The organism is Bacillus sp. LM 4-2, assembly GCF_000978495.1.
GTDB classification, from domain to species: domain Bacteria; phylum Bacillota; class Bacilli; order Bacillales; family Bacillaceae; genus Bacillus; species Bacillus subtilis.
In genome coordinates this window covers 2309533-2330980 of record NZ_CP011101.1, presented here as the reverse complement: position 1 = coordinate 2330980, position 21448 = coordinate 2309533, and the positions used below count along the sequence as shown (strand labels likewise).

Annotated in this window: 21 protein-coding genes and 1 pseudogene; 12 read left to right on the top strand and 10 right to left on the bottom strand. The window is 44.9% G+C overall.

Annotation, left to right across the window (positions count from 1 at the left end):
- Positions 1-4: 4 nt before the first annotated feature.
- From bslm_RS11490 to mifM, 3 genes are all read right to left on the bottom strand, one after another.
- Positions 5-733, bottom strand: coding sequence for a YqjF family protein (locus tag bslm_RS11490; protein ID WP_003230354.1), 729 nt, complete (start codon positions 731-733; stop codon positions 5-7).
- A gap of 181 nt (positions 734-914) precedes the next feature.
- Positions 915-1742, bottom strand: coding sequence for a membrane protein insertase YidC (locus bslm_RS11485; RefSeq protein ID WP_003230359.1), 828 nt, complete (start codon positions 1740-1742; stop codon positions 915-917).
- Positions 1743-1772: 30 nt separating this feature from the next.
- Complete coding sequence (gene mifM / locus bslm_RS11480) at positions 1773-2060, bottom strand: membrane protein insertion/folding monitor MifM (RefSeq protein WP_010886563.1); 288 nt, start codon at positions 2058-2060, stop codon at positions 1773-1775.
- Between the two features lie 72 nt (positions 2061-2132).
- On the opposite strand from mifM, the gene bslm_RS11475 reads away from it, so the two are divergent.
- Entirely contained in the window at positions 2133-3377 is a 1245-nt protein-coding gene (locus bslm_RS11475; RefSeq protein ID WP_015251756.1) for a DNA polymerase IV, read from the top strand.
- 109 nt (positions 3378-3486) lie between these two features.
- On the top strand, positions 3487-4896 hold the full coding sequence (gene gndA / locus bslm_RS11470) for an NADP-dependent phosphogluconate dehydrogenase (protein WP_003230365.1): 1410 nt from the start codon (positions 3487-3489) through the stop codon (positions 4894-4896).
- Positions 4897-5020: 124 nt separating this feature from the next.
- On the opposite strand, the gene zwf is transcribed toward gndA, so the two are convergent.
- Positions 5021-6490 carry a glucose-6-phosphate dehydrogenase gene (gene zwf / locus bslm_RS11465; protein ID WP_014480196.1) on the bottom strand — a complete coding sequence of 490 codons (1470 nt, stop codon included), beginning with the start codon at positions 6488-6490 and terminating at the stop codon, positions 5021-5023.
- Positions 6491-6716: 226 nt separating this feature from the next.
- Here zwf and rnz point away from each other — a divergent pair, with 226 nt between their 5' ends.
- Together rnz and rpmG are read left to right on the top strand one after the other, a co-directional pair.
- Positions 6717-7640, top strand: coding sequence for a ribonuclease Z (rnz, locus tag bslm_RS11460; RefSeq protein ID WP_004398681.1), 924 nt, complete (start codon positions 6717-6719; stop codon positions 7638-7640).
- A gap of 81 nt (positions 7641-7721) precedes the next feature.
- Positions 7722-7872: pseudogene (gene rpmG, locus bslm_RS20805) on the top strand (50S ribosomal protein L33).
- Between the two features lie 43 nt (positions 7873-7915).
- Here rpmG and bslm_RS11455 read toward each other — a convergent pair.
- Both bslm_RS11455 and namA read right to left on the bottom strand, forming a co-directional pair.
- Positions 7916-8677 (bottom strand): alpha/beta fold hydrolase, encoded by a 762-nt coding sequence (locus tag bslm_RS11455; RefSeq protein WP_003230373.1) that lies wholly within the window; start codon positions 8675-8677, stop codon positions 7916-7918.
- A gap of 109 nt (positions 8678-8786) precedes the next feature.
- A complete protein-coding gene (gene namA / locus bslm_RS11450) occupies positions 8787-9803 on the bottom strand; it encodes an NADPH dehydrogenase NamA (RefSeq protein ID WP_003230377.1) in 1017 nt (338 codons plus the stop codon).
- A gap of 171 nt (positions 9804-9974) precedes the next feature.
- On the opposite strand from namA, the gene bslm_RS11445 reads away from it, so the two are divergent.
- Entirely contained in the window at positions 9975-11618 is a 1644-nt protein-coding gene (locus bslm_RS11445) for a M20/M25/M40 family metallo-hydrolase (RefSeq protein WP_046381165.1), read from the top strand.
- Between the two features lie 39 nt (positions 11619-11657).
- Here bslm_RS11445 and proC read toward each other — a convergent pair whose 3' ends face one another.
- A complete protein-coding gene (gene proC, locus bslm_RS11440; protein ID WP_029317946.1) occupies positions 11658-12494 on the bottom strand; it encodes a pyrroline-5-carboxylate reductase in 837 nt (278 codons plus the stop codon).
- A 404-nt stretch (positions 12495-12898) separates the two neighbouring features.
- Between proC and bslm_RS11435 the strand changes: the two genes are divergently transcribed.
- The 5 genes from bslm_RS11435 to bslm_RS11415 all read left to right on the top strand — a co-directional run bounded on the left by bslm_RS11435 (position 12899) and on the right by bslm_RS11415 (position 17487).
- Positions 12899-13858, top strand: a complete 960-nt coding sequence (locus tag bslm_RS11435; protein ID WP_038429269.1) for an MBL fold metallo-hydrolase — start codon at positions 12899-12901, stop codon at positions 13856-13858.
- A gap of 5 nt (positions 13859-13863) precedes the next feature.
- Entirely contained in the window at positions 13864-14643 is a 780-nt protein-coding gene (locus bslm_RS11430) for an SDR family oxidoreductase (RefSeq protein WP_015483409.1), read from the top strand.
- Positions 14644-14718: 75 nt separating this feature from the next.
- Entirely contained in the window at positions 14719-16065 is a 1347-nt protein-coding gene (dsdA, locus tag bslm_RS11425) for a D-serine ammonia-lyase (RefSeq protein WP_038429268.1), read from the top strand.
- Positions 16066-16136: 71 nt separating this feature from the next.
- Entirely contained in the window at positions 16137-17096 is a 960-nt protein-coding gene (gene coaA, locus bslm_RS11420) for a type I pantothenate kinase (protein ID WP_003245966.1), read from the top strand.
- Positions 17097-17100: 4 nt separating this feature from the next.
- The gene (locus tag bslm_RS11415; RefSeq protein ID WP_080287617.1) at positions 17101-17487 is read left to right on the top strand and encodes a VOC family protein; all 387 of its coding nucleotides are present in this window, start codon (positions 17101-17103) and stop codon (positions 17485-17487) included.
- Here the strand turns inward: bslm_RS11415 and bslm_RS21560 are convergent.
- From bslm_RS21560 to bslm_RS11405, 3 genes are all read right to left on the bottom strand, one after another.
- Complete coding sequence (locus bslm_RS21560; RefSeq protein ID WP_004398585.1) at positions 17484-17642, bottom strand: hypothetical protein; 159 nt, start codon at positions 17640-17642, stop codon at positions 17484-17486. The two genes, bslm_RS11415 and bslm_RS21560, sit on opposite strands and share 4 nt — an antisense overlap.
- 50 nt (positions 17643-17692) lie before the next feature.
- The gene (locus bslm_RS11410) at positions 17693-18925 is read right to left on the bottom strand and encodes an MDR family MFS transporter (RefSeq protein ID WP_038429267.1); all 1233 of its coding nucleotides are present in this window, start codon (positions 18923-18925) and stop codon (positions 17693-17695) included.
- Between the two features lie 543 nt (positions 18926-19468).
- Positions 19469-19675: a YqzH family protein gene (locus tag bslm_RS11405; RefSeq protein ID WP_004398642.1), complete on the bottom strand. Its 207-nt coding sequence runs from the start codon at positions 19673-19675 to the stop codon at positions 19469-19471.
- 165 nt (positions 19676-19840) lie between these two features.
- On the opposite strand from bslm_RS11405, the gene bslm_RS11400 reads away from it, so the two are divergent.
- Complete coding sequence (locus bslm_RS11400) at positions 19841-21079, top strand: DNA polymerase IV (RefSeq protein WP_010886562.1); 1239 nt, start codon at positions 19841-19843, stop codon at positions 21077-21079.
- Entirely contained in the window at positions 21076-21414 is a 339-nt protein-coding gene (locus bslm_RS11395; protein ID WP_046381164.1) for a YolD-like family protein, read from the top strand. Before bslm_RS11400 ends, bslm_RS11395 begins: the two co-directional genes overlap by 4 nt.
- Positions 21415-21448 lie beyond the last annotated feature (34 nt).

Sequence of the window (21448 nt, the reverse complement as noted above, 5' to 3'; positions counted from 1 at the left end):
TTTTTTAGCTCCATTTCCTAAGCGGCCAAAATAACACATCCTGTTTTTTAGCATAATGAAGCAAGGGGTCTGACTCTGGCAATGTAATGCCGTGAGCATCAGTCACCGTATTGACTGAAATTTCCGCTTCGGCGTTTTGCAGCAGCCATGGATGATGATGGATGTCTTCGTAATAGAGTTTGTTTTGATTGGTAGTATAGAGTCTATACCGTTCTGTCAGCCAGTAATCGAGCGAATCCTTTTCTGCTGTAAAAGGCGCTGAAATGGGCCGGTATGCGGCGTGGAATGCTGCTTCTTTGTCATTTTTCCGCTTGCTGACATAGTCAATGGCATCACCGTTTTTTTCGGACTTCATATCCGCGTAAAAATAAGGCAGATGAAAGAATGTGCGAGCGCCAAGGACCGCCAGACGATGATCGGCATCTAAGCTAAAAAAATAAATGCCGGGCTTGCCTTTATACGTGACATAGGTGCGGAGGTTAAGCTCAGGAAATGCACGCGCACCGGGAATGACAGGAAGATAACGCGCCCTCAGGTTCGTGAGCATAAAGGGAAGCATGCTGATCCAAGCTTGCCCGTTATATGTATCTAATTCTAAAACGGACGGTACCAAAGCGCGAAGGATAGAAACATCAACAGGCCAGTGAGCAAATAAGACATCATTCCAGGTTTGTCTCATGATCCAGATTCCATCAGGTACAGAAATATTTTTTTGCTGAAAGCGTTCCGTCAACGTATATGCTCCTTTCGGTTGGAGGTGAGTAAAGGTATTCCCGATTTCCTTCTTTTTAAACGATACGGCTATTTTTTAGGATGGCCATTTCTGCTTCAGCCATGATAAACAAGACTGTTTGGCGCGGTATGCTTTGCAAGTAACAAAAAACAACCCCGGCTTTTCGCACGGGGTTGCTTTTTTATTTCACCGACTCAGTAAGAGCGGCTGTTTTTTTACTTTTATGATGCGTCATCTGAAGGACGATGTTTTGCACTGTCAAAAACAGTCCGCTTGTAAACCAGTACAGCGGAAGGGCTGCCGGCACATTAAGCGAGAAAATCGTCATCATCACAGGGAAGATGAACACCATCAATTTTGCGGATTGCTGCGCTGCAGGGTTTTGCGGGACAGCGGAATATTTCGCGCTCAGTTTTTGAGCGATATAGGCTTGGACAAAATACATAATCCCTGCACTAAGGGACATGAGAATATCAGATTGCCCTAAACTGAACCATAGAAACGAGTGTGACGCAATTTCAGGTGTTGAGCGAATCGCGTAATAAAGCCCAATCATAATCGGAGACTGAATCAGCATTGGAAGACAGCCCATCGCAAGCGGGTTGATATTATGCTCCTGATACAGCTTCATCATTTCCATTTGCAGCTCTTTTTGCTTTTCCGGGTCCTTCGTCTTTTTCAACTTAACCTGGATACTGTCAACCTGAGGTTTAATAACGGCCATTTTCTCTTGGAAGATGCGCTGTTTTTTGAACTGATTGACAAACAAAGGCAATACAACTATACGCACAATAATGGTTACGAGGATAATAGAGAGTCCGTATTCTCCGTGAAACAGCCCGGCAACACCCTTAAGCAGAGCGGAAAACGGTTCGATTAAATAATCGTGGAAAAAACCTACGTTGCTGAGGCCTCCCACCTGATTAGTCGCTGCAAATGCAGCATTGCCCGAGCATAATACGATCAAAAAGATACCCATAGCCAAAAGTTTTTGATATGTTTTTAACAATTTTGTTCTCCTCCTTTTTATAAATGCGGTTTATAAAAGAAGAGAACCGGCGTCTTCCTCATCGTTCACAGGCGAATTCATGCGGAAGACTTTACGTATCCAAGTTGTAATGCGATGATATATAATAATAAGAAAGTCTGTTCGGTTAATGTGAAAGACCGTCTGATGTTCATCTGTTCGTTTTGATTTCCATTGCTCGCCCGCACGGCACTCCCGTAAGAGAAATGCAATCCCGATTGCCGTTAGAGCAGGAAGAATAATTGTGAAAAAATCGACTAAGAATAAAACGTCATTTATCGATTCCACAAACATTGTCATCACATCCATTCAATAGCTTCATTTTACTATATGTACAAGCTGTTGTCTAATGACCGAAAAGGAGATTTGTTTATGCCGGGAAAGAGCCGAATTATTTTCCATATTGATATGAATAGCTTTTATGCGTCGGTTGAAATGGCATATGATCCGGCTCTCCGGGGAAAGCCGGTCGCAGTTGCCGGAAACGTAAAGGAGCGAAAGGGCATTGTGGTAACATGCAGCTACGAAGCAAGAGCGCGCGGCGTCAAAACAACGATGCCGGTTTGGCAAGCGAAGCGCCATTGTCCTGAGCTCATCGTTCTTCCGCCGAACTTTGACCGCTATAGAAACTCTTCACGAGCGATGTTTACCATTCTTCGTGAATATACTGACCTGGTGGAGCCTGTCTCCATCGACGAAGGCTATATGGACATGACCGATACACCATACAGCAGCCGCGCTCTAGAGACGGCAAAAGAAATCCAAAGCAGGCTGCAAAAAGAGCTGCTGCTCCCGTCAAGCATAGGGATTGCGCCGAATAAATTTCTCGCTAAGATGGCGTCTGATATGAAAAAACCGCTTGGAATTACGATCTTAAGAAAGAGGCAAGTGCCTGATATCCTGTGGCCGCTTCCTGTTGGAGAGATGCACGGAGTCGGCAAAAAGACAGCGGAAAAACTGAAGGGACTCGGCATCCATACAATCGGAGAGCTAGCTGCAGCTGATGAACACTCGCTGAAGCGCCTGCTTGGCATCAACGGTCCGCGCCTTAAAAATAAAGCAAATGGCATTCACCATGCGCCGGTTGACCCGGAGCGCATTTACGAATTTAAAAGCGTCGGCAACTCATCGACACTTTCCCATGATTCCAGTGATGAAGAAGAGCTGTTAGGCGTCTTTAGAAAGCTTGCCGCTTCTGTGAGTGACCGTTTACAGCGCAAGGAAGTCATGGCTTCGAAGCTTTTTATTATGATTAGATATGCGGATTGGAAAACCATCACAAGAAGCACTACGCTGAGAAACCCGATTGATCAAAAAAATGACATTTTGAAAGAAGCGGAGCACCTCTTTTTTAAACATTGGAATAAAAATCCTGTCAGGCTGCTTGGCATTACCGGAACGGATTTAGTAGAAAAAGAGCAGGCCTATAAACAGCTCGATTTGTTCAGCTTTAATGAAGATGCGAAGGATGAGCCCATTCAGCAGATGATGGAAAAGTTGAATAAAAAGTACGGTACCAAACTGATCAGAAAAGGGGCAACGTTAAAAAAAGAGGAGAGCAAAACAAAGGGAACAAGCTTTAATAAAGATTTTTTTCAAGATGAAAAGAAAAGCTGAATCGCTTGAAAAAAAGGGTGAATGTATGGTAATTTCTTTATTATAAATATCATTTTATTTTAATTTAAATTTTAAAATGATTAAACGTTTGCAGAAGGGACGTTAGAATATGTCAAAACAACAAATCGGCGTTATCGGACTTGCGGTCATGGGTAAAAATCTGGCTTTAAATATCGAAAGCCGGGGATTTTCTGTTTCTGTTTACAACAGATCAAGCAGTAAAACTGAGGAGTTTTTACAGGAGGCAAAAGGAAAAAATGTTGTTGGCACTTACAGCATTGAAGAATTTGTCCAATCCTTGGAAACACCGCGCAAAATCTTATTAATGGTTAAAGCGGGAACTGCAACAGATGCGACAATTCAATCTCTTCTTCCTCATCTAGAGAAGGATGATATTTTAATTGACGGCGGTAATACATACTATAAAGATACACAGCGCCGTAACAAAGAACTCGCTGAAAGCGGCATTCATTTTATCGGAACAGGCGTTTCCGGCGGAGAAGAAGGGGCGCTTAAAGGACCTTCTATCATGCCTGGCGGACAAAAAGAAGCACATGAGCTTGTAAAACCGATTCTTGAAGCCATTTCTGCAAAAGTTGACGGAGAACCTTGTACGACATATATCGGTCCGGACGGCGCCGGCCATTACGTAAAAATGGTGCACAACGGAATTGAATACGGAGATATGCAGCTGATCTCTGAATCATATTTCATTCTGAAACAGGTGCTGGGCCTTTCTGCTGATGAGCTTCATGAAGTTTTCGCTGAATGGAATAAAGGTGAGCTTGATAGCTACCTGATTGAGATTACGGCTGACATCTTCACAAAAAAAGACGAAGAGACAGGCAAACCGCTTGTTGATGTGATTCTTGATAAAGCAGGCCAAAAAGGAACAGGAAAATGGACAAGCCAAAGCGCACTTGACTTAGGCGTTCCGCTTCCGATTATTACTGAATCTGTATTCGCACGCTTTATCTCAGCTATGAAGGAAGAGCGTGTAAAAGCGAGCGGACTTCTTTCAGGACCAGAAGTGAAGCCTGTTACAGAAAATAAAGAAGAGCTGATTGAAGCGGTCAGAAAAGCGTTGTTCATGAGTAAAATCTGTTCATACGCGCAAGGATTTGCCCAAATGAAAGCTGCTTCTGAAGAATACAACTGGGATCTGAAATATGGTGAAATCGCTATGATCTTCCGCGGTGGTTGCATCATTCGCGCGGCATTCCTTCAGAAGATCAAAGAAGCTTACGATCGCGAGCCTGAGCTTGACAACCTGCTTCTTGACAGCTATTTCAAGAATATTGTAGAAAGCTATCAAGGAGCGCTACGCCAAGTGATTTCACTTGCAGTTGCCCAAGGTGTGCCGGTGCCATCATTCTCAAGCGCATTAGCCTACTATGACAGCTACCGCACAGCCGTACTGCCTGCAAACTTAATCCAAGCACAGCGCGACTACTTTGGCGCTCATACTTATGAGCGTACTGACAAAGAAGGCATCTTCCATACTGAATGGATGAAGTAATCAATAGAAACCCCCAAAGCTATAGAGCTTCGGGGGTTTTGTTATTAATGAGAGTGCTATACCTCTGTGACAGCTGCAAAAAAGCCGAAAATGCTTGTAAACATTTTCGGCTTTTTTCTTCTTATTATATATTCCACCAGTGTAAGCCGTCTTTCGCCAAAAGATCATCAGATACTTTCGGTCCCATTGAGCCTGATTCGTAGTTAGGAGATAAGGTTTTGTTTGCTGCCCATGTTTCAGAAATAGAGTCGACAAAGCTCCAAGAAAGGGCAACTTCATCCCAGTGTGCAAAGTTTGTTGCATCGCCAAGAAGACAGTCGTGAATTAGTTTTTCATATGCTTCAGGGGTGTTCAACTCGTCATTGCAATTGCTGCAATAATCGAGTTTGATTGGCTGTGCGTGTGCTGCTCCGCCAAGCTTTTTAGCATTTAAGTAAAGCGTAATGCCTTCGTCAGGCTGAATATGAATGACAAGCAAGTTCGGATTCATGTTGTTTTCATTACCGTAGTACAGGTTCATCGGAATGTCCTTAAATTGAACGACAATTTTTGTGGACTTTTCTTTCATTCGTTTTCCGGTTCTGATGTAGAATGGAACACCAGCCCATCTGAAGTTGTCGATCAGGAGCTTGCCGGCAACAAAGGTTTCTGTATTGGAGTCAGGAGCGACATTATCTTCATCTGTATAAGCAGGAACCGGTACACCGTCAATTTCACCAGCTTGATATTGTCCGCGCACAAAGTATTCATCCACTTCGTCTTTTGCAATAGGACGCAGTGCTCTCAGCACCTTCACTTTTTCGCTGCGGATTTCTTCTGTGTTCAATTTGATAGGCGGCTCCATTGCAAGAAGGGCAACCATCTGCATAATATGGTTTTGCACCATGTCGCGAAGGGCGCCTGATTTTTCGTAATATCTTGCGCGGTCTTCAACGCCTAGTGATTCGCTAGATGTGATTTGAATGTTTGAAATGTAGCGGTTTGTCCAAAGCGGTTCGAAAATCGCATTGGCAAATCGAATCACTTCAATGTTCTGAACCATTTGTTTGCCTAGATAATGGTCGATTCTGTAAATTTGATCTTCCGTAAATGCTTCGCGGATTTCTTTATTCAATGCCTGTGCGCTTGGCAGATCATGGCCGAACGGTTTTTCGATGACAAGGCGGGACCAGCCGGTTGTAGCTGTTACACCCTCTGATTTTAATGTTTTTGCAATCGTTCCGAAGAATTCAGGAGCCATTGCCAAGTAGAACATTCTGTTGTTAGGAATTTGATATGTATCTTCCAGCTGGTTAAGCAATACGTTTAGCTCTTGATAAGAACCAGGGTTTGTCACGTCAAACGGGTGATAGTAAAAATGAGACGTGAAATCATCTATATGCTTATCTGCAGATGAGGAAATGGATGTTTTAACAGTTTGGCGAAGATCCTCATTAGACCAAGGTCTTCTTCCAACTCCTACCACTGCAAACTCTTCTCCGATTTGTCCGTTTTGATATAAACGGTGAATAGACGGATACAATTTTCGTTTTGCTAAATCTCCAGTTGCACCGAATATGACAATTACTGCTTTTGGTTGTTGGTTTGTTTTCACTAAAAGTACCTCACTTTATTCGAAGCTTTATTTTAGTACACCCCGTATATTTCCTTCATTTTAAATCTAAAATTCAACGAAAGCAAACATTTAAGCCCTTTTTTAAGCAGAATGCTGAAAAAATGTTTCTAGCACGAAAGGATTGTTCTTTTCAGAGGCAAGATTCACATTTTCCGCTTGATCCTGTATTCTTGTAGGTATCTGGTTCTAGTAGGAGGAAGGAAACGTGGAATTACTTTTTTTAGGGACGGGAGCCGGCATCCCCGCCAAGGCGAGAAATGTAACGTCGGTGGCATTAAAATTGCTTGAAGAAAGGCGTTCGGTATGGCTTTTTGACTGCGGGGAAGCCACACAGCATCAAATTTTACATACAACGATTAAACCTCGTAAAATAGAGAAAATCTTTATTACACACATGCACGGCGATCATGTATACGGACTTCCGGGGCTTCTGGGGAGCCGTTCCTTTCAAGGCGGAGAGGACGAGCTGACAGTGTACGGACCTAAAGGGATCAAGGCGTTTATTGAAACAAGCCTTGCCGTCACGAAAACCCATTTGACATATCCGCTTGCGATCCAGGAAATTGAAGAAGGAATCGTGTTTGAGGACGATCAGTTTATTGTCACAGCGGTATCTGTTATTCATGGAGTGGAAGCCTTCGGGTACCGTGTGCAGGAAAAAGACGTACCGGGTTCCTTGAAGGCTGACGTATTAAAAGAAATGAACATCCCGCCCGGACCTGTATATCAGAAAATCAAAAAAGGCGAAACGGTAACGCTTGAAGACGGACGAATCATCAATGGGAATGATTTTCTGGAGCCTCCTAAAAAGGGAAGATCTGTTGTGTTCTCCGGTGATACGAGAGTAAGTGACAAACTAAAAGAGCTTGCGAGGGATTGTGATGTGCTTGTTCATGAAGCAACCTTTGCTAAGGAAGACCGTAAACTTGCTTATGATTATTATCACAGTACAACGGAACAAGCGGCTGTAACAGCGAAAGAAGCAAGAGCGAAGCAGCTCATTTTAACCCATATCAGCGCAAGATATCAGGGAGATGCTTCTTTGGAGCTTCAAAAAGAAGCGGTTGACGTTTTCCCCAATAGCGTGGCGGCATATGATTTCTTAGAGGTAAACGTCCCGCGAGGCTGAAGGCGGAGCTCTTATTTGACAATTTGTGATGACGTTGTATAATAAAACGTAATCATTACGTTTTATAAGGAGATGTTAATTATGAGAGTAAATGTTACTTTAGCTTTGCACTGAAACGGGAGACCGAAATTACATCACAACAAAAAATAAACGCACCAATCCAGACCGTTTGGAGCTGAAAAAATATTCACCGCGTTTAAAGAAATATACCCTTCACCGTGAAACAAAATAATATAAAAGACCGGGAATCCCTTACGGCCCGGTCTTTTTTTACGTTAATTGACTGCCTGGTAAAGAGGAGCGGCCTGCTGGCACGCTGCGCACCATACGTCATAAATAGCCAAGTGAACGATATGAGGTTCATCATGATGGATGTTGTGGGAGCTGTTTTTAGCTTGAATCCAGCCGCTTTGGTTAGATAGAGACAATATGCTGCTGTGCAAGTTTTGCCACTCCTGTTCAGCAGCGAATTTCTCAGTCCGTTCTCCTGATGACAACACAAGAAGAGGCATGTTTCCTAAGTGGACTTGCCGCTTTTTGAGCTCCTGCAGACTTTTTGAAAACTCTGCATGTGTGCCCTCAAGCATCATCTTTCTCGTATGTGATTTGTGCATTTCTTCGGGTATAAAGGTAAAGCTGGCGCAATCGCCTAAAGCTGGGTCAAGAAGGACCATGCCGATAATATCATGCTTGTTTTTGCAGGCCCATAAACCGGTGATGACAGCTCCGTATGAGTGTGAAACAGCCAAATAAGGAGGTTTTACATCAGCTGCTTTAAGCAAACTCTCCAATTCTTTCACTTGTTGATCAGCTGTTCGTTTAGCTCTGCTTTGCCCGCTTTTTCCTATGCCTGCCCGATCATATGTGAAAATGCCAAATTCATCATCAATGTCCGCCATTAATGGTTTCCACGTCTCAGAAGAAGTACCATAGCCGGCCTCAAAGACAATCGTTACACCGCTTGATCCTTTCCGGTGCTGTGTATGAAACGCACATCCGTCAATTGTATATGTCTTTTCCATCCAAGCTGATTTCATTGGAGTCATCTCCTCTAATTGGTTCTACTAGGGAGACGGAGAACCTTAGCCGATCGTTTCTCTAAAAATAAAAAAAGAGATATCCTCTACAGGATATCTCTTATGGGCATTACCAGCCTCTTTCGTATTGAACAGGGGCCGGAATCTCTGTATTGAGCTGTTTCGCAGCAGTTCTTGCAAAAAATGGATCCCGCAAAAGCTCTCTGCCGATAAAGATGAGGTCGGCACGTCCGTTTTGCAGAATTTCTTCAGCCATTGAACCGTCTGTAATCATGCCGACGGCACCAGTAGCCATGTCCGCCTGTTCACGGATTTTCTCAGCGAAGCTGACCTGATAGCCAGGGAATACGTTAATGTCTGCGTGAACAAGGGCGCCTGAGCTGCAGTCAATTAAGTCAACACCCTGCTCCTTCATCCATTTTGCAAAACCGATGTGATCGGCAATGTCTAAGCCTTTATCAGTGTAGTCAGAAGCAGATACACGGACAAATAAAGGACCGTCCCATACTTGTTTGACTTCATCAATGATCTCTCTCAAGAAACGATAGCGGTTTTCAGGTGAGCCGCCATATTCATCTGTTCGATGGTTGGAAAGCGGAGACAAAAATTCATGAATTAAATATCCGTGCGCCGCATGAATTTCAATCACATCAAAGCCGGCTTCTTTTGCGCGGGCAGCCGCTTGCTTGAACTCCTGGACCGTTTCTTTTACTTTTTCTGCTGACATTTCTACAGGTGTTGCTGATTGTTCGTCAAACGCAATCGCCGATGGAGCGAAGATATCTCCTTCAAGCTCAGCTTTACGTCCGGCATGGGCAAGCTGAATGCCGATTTTTGAACCTTGTTCTTTGACCTGCTCAGTCAGTTTTGCAAAGCCTTCAATATGCTCGTCGCTCCAAATGCCTAAGTCTTGGTCAGTGATTCGTCCTTGAGGGTTAACCGCTGACGCCTCTACAATAATCAGTCCGACCTGGCCGATTGCGCGCGATATGTAATGTGCCATGTGGAACGGTGTTAATTTTCCGTCCTTTTCATGAGAAGAATACATGCACATTGGCGACATGACAATGCGGTTTTTTAACGTCATATCTTTAATTGTAATAGGTGTAAATAATTTTCTGGCCATTTCTTTCGCCTCCCGTAAGGTTTTTAGAGATTGATTATATCAAGTCATTTCTTTCCCGTCATATAAACTGCTCAAATGAACCGCTTTTGTCAAACATTTCTGTATAATAGACGAGAAATCAGTTTATTTTTCAGTATAGAAGCATTTTTATTCATAGGAGGGGCGGAATCAATGAATTGGCAGACGAAGGACGAATTGCTGGCACTTTTAACTTCTCTTGTGCAATACGAAAGCATCACCGGTTCAAAGGGCGAGGTAGCGCTTGCAGAGTATCTTTATTTTATTTTGAAGGACAAGCCCTATTTTCAAAAGCACCCTGATGATGTAACACTTCATCCGATGGACGATGGCAGATCTTTTCTTACGGCTCTAGTCAAAAAGAAGAATGTCAAAAAGACAGTGCTTCTGCTGAGTCATTTTGATGTCGTTGACATAGAAGATTACGGCGAATTTAAACATATGGCTTGCAAGCCTGCTGAGCTTTTGAGCTCCTTTTTAGAGAAAAAAGAGCTGCTCCCGGAACGTGTGAGAAGAGATGCCGAAAGCGGAGACTGGCTGTTCGGAAGAGGGACGATGGATATGAAAGCGGGGCTTTGTATTCAACTGTCGATGCTGGAGAGGGCAATGAACGGGCATTTTGAGGGCAATCTGCTGTTGATAACGGTTCCGGACGAGGAAGTGAATTCAAGAGGCATGATTGAAGCGGTTCCTGCATTGAAGGAGATGGAGAAAAAGCATGATATCACATTAACCGCTTGCCTGAATGCCGAACCGATGTTTGAAAAATTTCCCGGCGATCAGCAGCAATATTTTTATACAGGAAGCATTGGCAAGGTGCTTGCGGGTTTTTTCTGCAAGGGGATTGAGACACATGTTGGAGAGCCGTTTTCAGGCCTAAACGCAAATTTAATGGTATCTGAGATTAACCGTTTGCTTGAACTGAATGCTGATTATTGCGAAAAGGTTGATGGCGAGGTCACTCCGCCGCCGGTAAACTTAATGCAAAAGGACTTGAAAGAGGCATATTCAGTCCAGACACCGCATACAGCCGTCACATTATTTAATGTGCTGTCAATGAAACGCTCAGCTAGTGAGCTGCATCAGATGCTGCTTAAAACAGCAGAACAGGCGGCGGAGGAAATCATGTCGAACGTTCGGAAGAAAACACAGGATTTTCAACAATTTGAGCCATTTCAGCCGATTGAGCGGGACGTCACTGTTTTGACATTTGATGAGCTGGTCTCGCGTGCAAAAAAGCGTGCGGGGATCTCGGAAACAGAGCGGGCTCTAAATTATGCCTTTGCTAACAGGGGCGAGCTTGGAGATAGGGATTTTTCGACGAAAATTGTTTCTGAGCTTGCTTCACTTTGTAAGGAGGATGCGCCGCTCATCGTTCTGTTTTATAGTCCGCCGCTTTATCCAGCTGTTTCTTCAAAGGATGATCAATTGATCAGAAATACAGCAGAACAGTTAAAGCATTATGCGGCTGAGCGATACGGCATTGCATTACAGGAGGTTCAGTACTTCCCCGGACTTTCCGACTTGAGTTATCTTCAGCTGGAAAAGCAGGAGGTTGATGCATACACAAGCAATATGCCGCTCTTTAACAGAGGATATTCATTGCCAAGCGGTAAAAATCAGGCTTTATATGTCCCGGTTTTAAATGTCGGTCCGGCTGGTAAAGACCCGCATAAATGGACGGAAAGATTGTATATGCCTTATTCCTTTGAAGTGCTTCCCGATTTGCTTTCATTTACGATCTCCGCGCTATTAAAGCAATCAGAATCTGCCGGCCAGCTGCTGCGGGAAAAATAAAAAACAGAAGGCACTGTGCCTTCTGTTTTTGTCTTACATCTAAGAATGTCTCTCTAAGGCGGCGCCGGCAAACTGTTCTTTGATTTCTGCGCTCCGTTTAGCTGTTTCTTCAATACAGTGAATAATTGCTTCTTCAAAGCGGGAGTCCTGTAAAGCGCGAAGACCTGCCTCTGTAGTGCCCCCAGGACTGGTGATTTCTTTACGCAGCTTTTCCGGCTGTTTGCCGCTTTGAAGGAGCATATCTGTTGCCCCTGCCATTGTCTGCAAAATGAGTGCTTTTGCCGTTTCTTTATCTAATCCTACTTTTTGTGCCGCTTTTTCCATCGCCTCAATATAACGATACACATAGGCCGGGCCGCTGCCTGCGATTGCAGTGACAGCGTCAAGATGCCGCTCCTCAACCAGTGTTGCATCACCGATTGTTTCCAATAGAGCTTTTGCGGCAATAATATCATTCTTGCTTGCTTCCGTGCTTACGGAAAATCCGGTTGCTGATTTTCTGATTGCCGCTGATGTATTAGGCATGACGCGAATGACTGCGAGCTTTCTGCCAAAATAATGCTGAATGGTTTCGATGGTAAGGCCTGCAAGTACTGAAATGACAAGCTGGTCCTTGATATACGGCCGGATGCTGTCGATGCTTTCCGCCGCGTCTTTCGGTTTGAAAGCGAGGATAATGATATTGGTGTGAGTGAAAAACTCATTTTTATCTCTGCATGGACGCACGCCGTACGTTTCCTTTAATTCAATCAGACGCTCGTCATTTGAGCGATTTGTAATATAGATATGTTCTGGTTTTGTGATGCCGCTTTGCAAAATGCCGTTGATCATTGCTTCTGCCATTGACCCGGCGCCGACAAATCCTATCTTTTTCATTGATATCCTCCTTCTATCAGAACAACAAAAAAACCTTTTCATCACGTAAAGGACGAAAAGGTTCGCGGTACCACCCTCATTAGCACAAATTGTGCTCAGCTCAAATCCCGTAACGCGGGAAACGTTTAGGTTTTCCTAACCGCGACTTGAGGGCAGGTTCTACAAACAAGCGGGCCGCAACACCTTTCAGCCGGGGGTATCGCTCTCTTAGGCCATTGCCTTGTATACTATTCCTCGTCATAGCGTTCCAATGGTTCTCGTTTTAGTTTGTTGTTCATTATGCAATGGCGGACAAGCTAATGTCAATAGCTTTTTCAAAAAGGTTTGTTCTCATTCTGCAATAATGACACAAGACCGAGAAAAAGCTAAAATATGAATAATGAATGAAGACAAGGAGCGAAAGGATGACAACTGAAGATGTAATTGCGATCCGCGTCCCGACGCCGTTTGCTGTCGGCGATGTTATCGTTTACCTCGTAAAAGGTGAAGCACTGACACTTATCGATGCCGGGCCGAATACAAAAGAGGCTGCCAGAGCCCTACAAGAGCAGCTTGCCGCTGTAAATGTGAAAATGTCAGATATCGAGCAGGTTGTACTGACTCACCATCATGCTGATCATGCAGGCTTGCTTGATGTCTTTTCAGATGAAATCGAAGTGATTGGGCATACATTCAACGAACCTTATATCAGCCGAAATCAAGCCTTTATGGATTGGCAAAAACGTTTTTTTCAAAAGCTGCTGCCTGAATTAGGCGTTCCATTTGATACGGGGAAGGCGGAAAAGCTGATTCGATCAGCGTACGCATTTTCCTGTACGAGATCTCTGACAAAATCAATCAGAGAAGGTATGGGCATAGATGGGCTTGAGGGCTGGTCTGTGTTGGAGATGCCTGGACATGCTGAATCGCATATCGTTCTGTTCCATGAAAAAAGCGGAAGGATGCTTGGCGGCGATCTACTGCTGGCAAACAGCTCGTCTAATCCGATTTTGGAAGCGCCGAAAGCGGGAGACGTTAGGTCAAAGCCTTTAGTGGATTATCAGCGGTCATTGCGAAGGCTGTCTCAACTTGATCCAACAATCGTATTTCCTGGTCACGGCGAGCCTATCACCAGTGTACAAGCGCTGATTGAGAAGCGTTTTGACAAGCAGAGGAACAGGACGGAGGATGTTCGTCGCATGCTGGATGAAAAGCCGATGACCGCTTTTCAGGTCTGTCAGCAGCTTTTTCCTGCTGTATATGAAAAGGAATTGTTTTTAACGATGTCAGAAACGGCAGGTCACCTTGATGTGTTAGAGGCTGAAGAAGCCATTACGTCATATTGGGAAGGAAATACCGCATACTTTAAAACAATGAAGAGGTGAAATGGGTGAAACATATAGCGGGAAAAAGGATTTGGATAACCGGCGCTTCAGGAGGGCTTGGTGAAAGAATCGCATACTTATGCGCAGCTGAAGGAGCCCATGTCCTGCTGTCGGCTAGACGCGAGGATCGTTTGATAGAAATCAAAAGGAAAATAACCGAGGAATGGAGCGGACAGTGTGAGATTTTTCCTCTGGATGTCGGCCGCCTAGAGGATATCGCCCGGGTCCGCGATCAGATCGGCTCGGTTGATGTACTGATTAACAATGCGGGCTTCGGTATATTTGAAACGGTTTTAGACTCTACATTGGATGACATGAAAGCGATGTTTGATGTGAATGTCTTCGGCCTGATCGCCTGTACAAAAGCGGTGCTTCCGCAAATGCTTGAGCAAAAAAAGGGCCATATCATCAATATCGCCTCTCAAGCGGGGAAAATCGCAACACCGAAGTCTAGCCTTTATTCCGCGACCAAACATGCCGTGTTAGGTTACTCAAACGCTTTGCGGATGGAGCTTTCGGGAACCGGCATTTATGTGACAACAGTCAACCCGGGCCCGATTCAGACGGACTTTTTTTCCATTGCTGATAAAGGCGGGGACTACGCCAAAAATGTCGGCCGCTGGATGCTTGATCCTGATGACGTGGCAGCTCAAATTACAGCTGCAATTTTTACGAAAAAGCGGGAGATCAATCTTCCGCGTTTAATGAATGCCGGCACTAAGCTGTATCAGCTGTTTCCAGCTCTTGTAGAAAAGCTGGCAGGACGCGCGCTCATGAAAAAATAATGATGGAACTGCCTGTGGTGGAGTGGCTTGTTTCTCACGAGGCAGTTTTTGATAGTGGAAGGGAGAGATTGTTGAATGTCAGTTCATTCAGAAGTCCTTCATGCTCTGCTTAAAGATCCGTTTATTCAGAAACTGATTGATGCAGAGCCTGTATTCTGGGCAAATTCAGGCAAGAAAGAGGGGCCAATACCCCGTGCAGATGAGTGGGCAACCGAGATAGCGGAAGCGGAAAAAAGAATGCGGCGGTTTGCACCTTACATTGCCGAGGTGTTTCCTGAGACGAAAGGCGCTAAAGGAATCATCGAGTCTCCGCTTTTTGAGGTGCAGCATATGAAGGGAAAGCTGGAAGCGGCATATCAGCAGCCATTTCCCGGAAGATGGCTTTTAAAGTGCGACCATGAGCTTCCGATTTCAGGATCGATTAAAGCGAGGGGCGGGATTTATGAAGTGTTAAAGCATGCTGAAAATCTCGCGCTTCAAGAAGGGATGCTTCAGGAAACCGATGATTACCGCATCTTACAGGAAGAGCGGTTTGCCGGGTTTTTCTCCCGCTATTCGATTGCTGTCGGTTCGACAGGAAACCTGGGTTTAAGCATCGGCATCATCGGCGCGGCACTCGGCTTTCGCGTGACAGTGCATATGTCCGCCGATGCTAAGCAGTGGAAAAAGGATCTCCTCCGCCAAAAGGGAGTCACTGTTATGGAGTACGAAACAGATTACAGCGAAGCGGTGAACGAGGGGAGACGGCAGGCGGAACAAGATCCATTCTGTTATTTTATTGATGATGAACATTCTCGTCAGCTGTTCTTAGGATATGCTGTTGCCGCAAGCCGATTAAAAACACAGCTTGACTGTATGAATATAAAGCCAAGTCTTGAGACGCCCTTGTTTGTGTATCTGCCGTGCGGAGTCGGCGGAGGACCGGGCGGTGTAGCATTTGGGCTGAAGCTTTTATACGGAGATCATGTTCATGTGTTTTTCGCAGAACCAACTCATTCACCTTGTATGCTGTTAGGGCTTTATTCAGGACTTCACGAGAAGATCTCCGTCCAGGATATCGGCCTGGATAATCAGACGGCTGCTGACGGACTTGCCGTAGGGAGGCCGTCAGGATTTGTCGGCAAGCTGATTGAACCGCTTCTGAGCGGCTGTTATACGGTAGAGGACAATACGCTTTATACTTTGCTTCATATGCTGGCTGTATCTGAAGATAAATATTTAGAGCCCTCTGCTCTTGCCGGCATGTTCGGGCCGGTTCAGCTTTTTTCGACAGAAGAGGGAAGGCGCTATGCTCAGAAATATAAGGTGGAACATGCCGTACATGTCGTCTGGGGAACGGGAGGAAGCATGGTTCCAAAAGATGAAATGGCTGCGTATAACCGAATCGGTGCTGATTTGCTAAAAAAACGAAATGAAAAATAAGCAGACAGTGAAAAGGTTTTCCGTTACAATCTTTGTAAGGGTTTTAACCTACAGAGAGTCAGGTGTAAACAGTGAAAAATAAAGAACTTAACCTACATACTTTATATACACAGCACAATCGGGAGTCTTGGTCTGGTTTTGGGGGGCATTTGTCGATTGCTGTATCTGAAGAAGAGGCAAAAGCTGTGGAAGGATTGAATGATTATCTATCTGTTGAAGAAGTGGAGACGATCTATATTCCGCTTGTTCGCTTGCTTCATTTACATGTCAAGTCTGCGGCTGAACGCAATAAGCATGTCAATGTTTTTTTGAAGCACCCACATTCAGCCAAAATTCCGTTTATTATCGGCATTGCCGGCAGTGTCGCAGTCGGAAAAAGCACGACGGCGCGGATCTTGCAGAAGCTGCTTTCGCGTTTGCCTGACCGTCCAAAAGTGAGCCTTATCACGACAGATGGTTTTTTATTTCCTACTGCCGAGCTGAAAAAGAAAAATATGATGTCTAGAAAAGGGTTTCCTGAAAGCTATGATGTAAAGGCGCTGCTCGAATTTTTGAATGACTTAAAATCAGGAAAGGACAGCGTAAAGGCCCCGGTGTATTCCCATCTAACCTATGACCGCGAGGAAGGTGTGTTCGAGGTTGTAGAACAGGCGGATATTGTGATTATTGAAGGCATTAATGTTCTTCAGTCGCCCACCTTGGAGGATGACCGGGAAAACCCGCGTATTTTTGTTTCCGATTTCTTTGATTTTTCGATTTATGTGGATGCGGAGGAAAGCCGGATTTTCACTTGGTATTTAGAGCGTTTTCGCCTGCTTCGGGAAACTGCTTTTCAAAATCCTGATTCATATTTTCATAAATTTAAAGACTTGTCTGATCAGGAGGCTGACGAGATGGCAGCCTCGATTTGGGAGAGTGTCAACCGGCCGAATTTATATGAAAATATTTTGCCGACTAAATTCAGGTCAGATCTCATTTTGCGTAAGGGAGACGGGCATAAGGTCGAGGAAGTGCTGGTAAGGAGGGTATGAAATTGTGCATCATATTGAACTGTATGTCTCTGATTTGGAGGCGTCTAGGCGGTTTTGGGGCTGGTTCTTAAAAGAACTTGGCTATAAAGAGTATCAAAAATGGAGCTCAGGCATCAGCTGGAAGAAAGATCGTTTTTACCTAGTGATTGTGCAGGCGAAAGAGCCATTTCTAGAGCCGGAATACCATAGATGCCGAGTCGGTCTGAACCATCTCGCATTTCATGCTGAATCCAAGCTTCAAGTCGATCAGATGACTGAAAAATTGACGGCAAAAGGTTATCGTGTGTTGTACCGAGACAGGCATCCTTTTGCCGGAGGAGACGGGCATTATGCAGTCTATTGTGAGGATCCGGACCGGATTAAGGTAGAGCTCGTTGCCCCAAGCTGTTAATCGTGATCTTCGGACAGGCTGTTCAGCTTTTTCTCAATGCGATCCAGCTGCGCTTTTCGGTTTTTCGCATACTTGAAGCCTGTAACAGCCGCAAAGACGACAGCGGCAAATATAATAAATACAAACAGCTGAAACATCACATCACCTATATTCATGTTCTTCACCTCATGTTTGCGGGAGAGTTTCATTCTCTTCCGTTTTTTATTTAAAGCGGCTTTTCCAGACGGGAACGGTGTTTTGTGGTCTCTGTTTTCATTTGCCGATAGGCGAACGCTAAAAATGGCAGGCCGAGCAGGGTAATGCCGCTCAGGACAGAAAAAATATAAATCGGCCGGCCAGCGCCAAACAGGTCTATACATATCCCCCCGACCCAAGGGCCGATGACGTTTCCGAGCTGTGAAAAACCGATTGCCCCGAAATAAGTGCCTTTTAATCCTGGTTTTGCAATCTGGTCTACATACAAATCCATCATAGAGAATAAAAGCACTTCGCCGATTGTAAATGTGATGACAATCATCACAATTGAAGGAACACCGTGTGATACGGTAAAAATGGCCATGCTGATACTAACCATCACATTACCGAGCATAAGAGAACAAAGCGGCGAAAAACGTTTTGCAAAATGGACAATGGGAAATTGCGTCGCCAACACAACGATTGCGTTTAATGTCAGCATCAGCCCATACAGCTTCGTTCCATTGTCGATCAAGGGGTTCTGCGCCATATACTGAGGGAATGTGGAACTGAATTGTGAGTAGCCGAAGGTGCATAGCGTAATGCCGACCAAAGCAATGGTAAAAAGATAATCCTTTTGCGTGACCATAAACGCTTCCCGCACGCTCATATTTCGGGACTGGGCTGGTGCTGATAAGGATGGATGTTTTTTAAATTGGAGGGCAAGCACAATTCCGTATAGTCCGTAAATGACTGCAGGCACCAAAAAGGGCGTAGTCGATTGCGATGAGCCGAAATATAGGCCAAGCACAGGTCCGAAGACAACGCCGATATTAATAGCCGCATAGCGTAAATTAAAAACTAGCAGTCTCGTTTTTTCTTCTGTCATATCAGACAGCAAGGCCTTTGAAGCGGGCTCAAACAGTGATTTGCAAAGACCGTTTAATGCGTTAACTACAAAAAACACCCAGAGATGAGATGCCGCCGCAAAGCCTGCAAATACCAGCATCCATCCGAAAATTGATACAAGCATCATGTTTTTTCTGCCGAATTTATCTGAGATATATCCGCCGTAAAAGCTTGCGAGGATGCCGACTGATGAGCTCGCGGCGATGACCAGCCCTGCATAGGAAGCTGATGCGCCTTGGACGGCTGTCAAATAAATCGCTAAAAAAGGAATGCTCATCGATGTTGCCATTCTGCCGAAAATGGTTCCGATTATAATTGTCCAGCTGATCGGGTGGATATCTTTCCATTTCTTCATGAATTATATTCTCTCCTGTATGTATGATCTTTCTCTATCATATATGAAAAAATTTCCTTCTCCAATAGATCGTTCAAAATATTTCGTTATTGACATGTAGTATGCCTGATTGTATGGATGGCAATATACTTTGCGTTGAGGATGCGTGTGGCTGACGGAGTTTACATCTTGAAAGAAGGAAAATGACGGGATGTCCGATTTCAGTGAGGGTGTGTTTGAAACATTAAAAGAGTTTAAGCCGCCAGGACGTGGATCATATCGGCAGTGAAACCGGCTATGAGATCAAGATGTACGCTGAAAACCGGCATGGGCCTCATGACAGAACAAGAGAGCACATCTCTTCGAAAAAGTGTATACGCGTGATCATGGACAGCTTATTCCGTTTTGCGCGAGTTCTGAGGGGGAATTTTACGCCAGGCCATATGAATCTATGGAGCGTGAGAAAATCCTGCTTTTTCTGTAAGCCTGAGACTGTTTATTTGTTTCAGGCGGTGTTTTCAAAGGGAAGCCGCATCAGCGGCTGAAAGACTGACAGTCATGCGTTTAAGAGAACAGGCCTTGGTTTGTGACATAGTCATAAATGATATCTTCTATATGCGCATGCAAATCCTCATCTGGTTCTTCATTCCGTCTCTCTTGTAGAGCCGCTTTCAGGCTTTGTTTTTCATACGGGCTTAACGGATCTATAGCAACGTTTCTGCCGTATTGCCGCAATGCCTGTCCCAGCATTTTTTCGACAAATTTCTCCATCATGACTCTCCTATCCTTATGCTTCGCTTTTATTCTACTAAATGTTTTTCTTCTCTCAAACCCTTGGATCATATTTTCTGTCAGACAAGAATCATTTACCAGTATAAAACGAACATACTTTCGCATATAATGAAAAGCGAACATAAGTTCTTTTTAGAGGTGTGTATGATGAAAGAAAAAGTGATTTTTCTCGTTGACATGCAATCGTTTTATGCATCTGTAGAGAAAGCGGAAAATCCACATTTGAAAAATAGGCCCGTCATTGTTTCGGGTGACCCTGAAAAAAGGGGCGGAGTCGTATTGGCTGCCTGCCCGCTGGCGAAACAAAAGGGTGTGGTGAATGCTTCACGGCTGTGGGAGGCGCAGGAAAAGTGTCCTGAGGCTGTTGTGCTCCGGCCGCGTATGCAGCGGTATATTGATGTATCACTGCAAATTACGGCCATTCTAGAGGAGTATACAGACCTTGTGGAGCCGTATTCTATCGATGAACAGTTCATGGACATTACAGGCAGCCAGAAGCTGTTTGGGACGCCGATGGAGATCGCGAAAAGCATTCAGGGCAGAATCATGCGGGAGATCGGCGTTTATGCACGGGTCGGAATCGGCCCTAACAAAGCGCTGGCCAAAATTGCGTGTGACAATTTTGCCAAAAAGAATAAGAACGGTATTTTTACCTTAACGAAAGAAAATATGAAAACCGAAATGTGGCCGCTCCCGGTGGGCAGCATGTTTGGCGTCGGGAGCCGCATGAAGCATCATTTAAATCGAATGGGCATCAGCACGATCGGCGGGCTCGCGGCTTTTCCGCTCGATCTTTTAAAAAAGAAATGGGGCATTAACGGCCACGTGCTGTGGATGACGGCAAACGGAATCGACTATTCCCCTGTGTCAACTTCGTCTCTGGACGGGCAAAAGGCGATAGGCCATGGAATGACTCTCCCGAGAGACTACGAACACTTTGACAAAGAAATCAAGGTCGTATTGCTTGAGCTGAGTGAAGAGGTGTGCAGGCGAAGCCGAAACGCCGGGGTCATGGGGCAGACAGTGTCAGTGAGCTGCCGGGGTGCTGATTTTGATTGGCCGACGGGCTTCAACCGGCAAGTGAAGCTGGCAGAGCCGACTAATTCTACGCAGGATGTATATGAGGCTGTACGACGGCTGTTTCTTACATTTTGGGACGGGAAACCCGTCCGCCGCCTCGGTGTCAATCTGTCTCAGCTCTCATCTGATGACATATGGCAGCTCAATTTATTTCAGGATTATGCAAAGAAAATGAGCCTAGGCTATGTGATGGATGGCATTAAAAATCGATTCGGCGATACAGCAATCATCAGGGCGGCGTCACTGACAGCGGCAGGCCAGGCATTTGAACGTGCGGCTAAAATAGGGGGGCATTATAAATGAACGACCATTTAAAAAGGGGCAACCTGCTGTGGGAAGGGAGCAGGATGTTTCTGCCGGAACATAAGCAAAGCCTGCTGGAGAGAAAGCGGCTTAAACAAAAGCTGCAGAAGCCGATCCTTGATCCCGATAAGCTGGAAGAGATGAATCAAACGCTTTGCGCCGCGATGGAGTTCGCTCAGGGTATCACTGTGAGCTGCTTTCAGGACGGTGAAATTGTCCGCTGCACCGGGAAAATCTGCCGGTATGAAGAGTTTGAAAAAGCAGTATGGATAAAAGGAGACGAGGATCAGCTTTATAAGCTGAAACTTGATCAAGTGCTTGATATTGTACTGTAAAGTCTCTCCTCCTGCTTGGGGGAGAAATAGGCTA

What these genes read in the sequence shown, in the direction of transcription:
- mifM (WP_010886563.1), bottom strand. Translation starts at nt 2,060, where the DNA reads ATGACAATGTTTGTGGAATCGATAAATGACGTTTTATTCTTAGTCGAT.
- bslm_RS11475 (WP_015251756.1), top strand. Translation starts at nt 2,133, where the DNA reads ATGCCGGGAAAGAGCCGAATTATTTTCCATATTGATATGAATAGCTTT.
- gndA (WP_003230365.1), top strand. Translation starts at nt 3,487, where the DNA reads ATGTCAAAACAACAAATCGGCGTTATCGGACTTGCGGTCATGGGTAAA.
- bslm_RS11455 (WP_003230373.1), bottom strand. Translation starts at nt 8,677, where the DNA reads ATGAAATCAGCTTGGATGGAAAAGACATATACAATTGACGGATGTGCG.
- namA (WP_003230377.1), bottom strand. Translation starts at nt 9,803, where the DNA reads ATGGCCAGAAAATTATTTACACCTATTACAATTAAAGATATGACGTTA.
- bslm_RS11445 (WP_046381165.1), top strand. Translation starts at nt 9,975, where the DNA reads ATGAATTGGCAGACGAAGGACGAATTGCTGGCACTTTTAACTTCTCTT.
- proC (WP_029317946.1), bottom strand. Translation starts at nt 12,494, where the DNA reads ATGAAAAAGATAGGATTTGTCGGCGCCGGGTCAATGGCAGAAGCAATG.
- bslm_RS11435 (WP_038429269.1), top strand. Translation starts at nt 12,899, where the DNA reads ATGACAACTGAAGATGTAATTGCGATCCGCGTCCCGACGCCGTTTGCT.
- dsdA (WP_038429268.1), top strand. Translation starts at nt 14,719, where the DNA reads ATGTCAGTTCATTCAGAAGTCCTTCATGCTCTGCTTAAAGATCCGTTT.
- bslm_RS21560 (WP_004398585.1), bottom strand. Translation starts at nt 17,642, where the DNA reads ATGAATATAGGTGATGTGATGTTTCAGCTGTTTGTATTTATTATATTT.
- bslm_RS11410 (WP_038429267.1), bottom strand. Translation starts at nt 18,925, where the DNA reads ATGAAGAAATGGAAAGATATCCACCCGATCAGCTGGACAATTATAATC.
- bslm_RS11405 (WP_004398642.1), bottom strand. Translation starts at nt 19,675, where the DNA reads ATGGAGAAATTTGTCGAAAAAATGCTGGGACAGGCATTGCGGCAATAC.
- bslm_RS11400 (WP_010886562.1), top strand. Translation starts at nt 19,841, where the DNA reads ATGATGAAAGAAAAAGTGATTTTTCTCGTTGACATGCAATCGTTTTAT.
- bslm_RS11395 (WP_046381164.1), top strand. Translation starts at nt 21,076, where the DNA reads ATGAACGACCATTTAAAAAGGGGCAACCTGCTGTGGGAAGGGAGCAGG.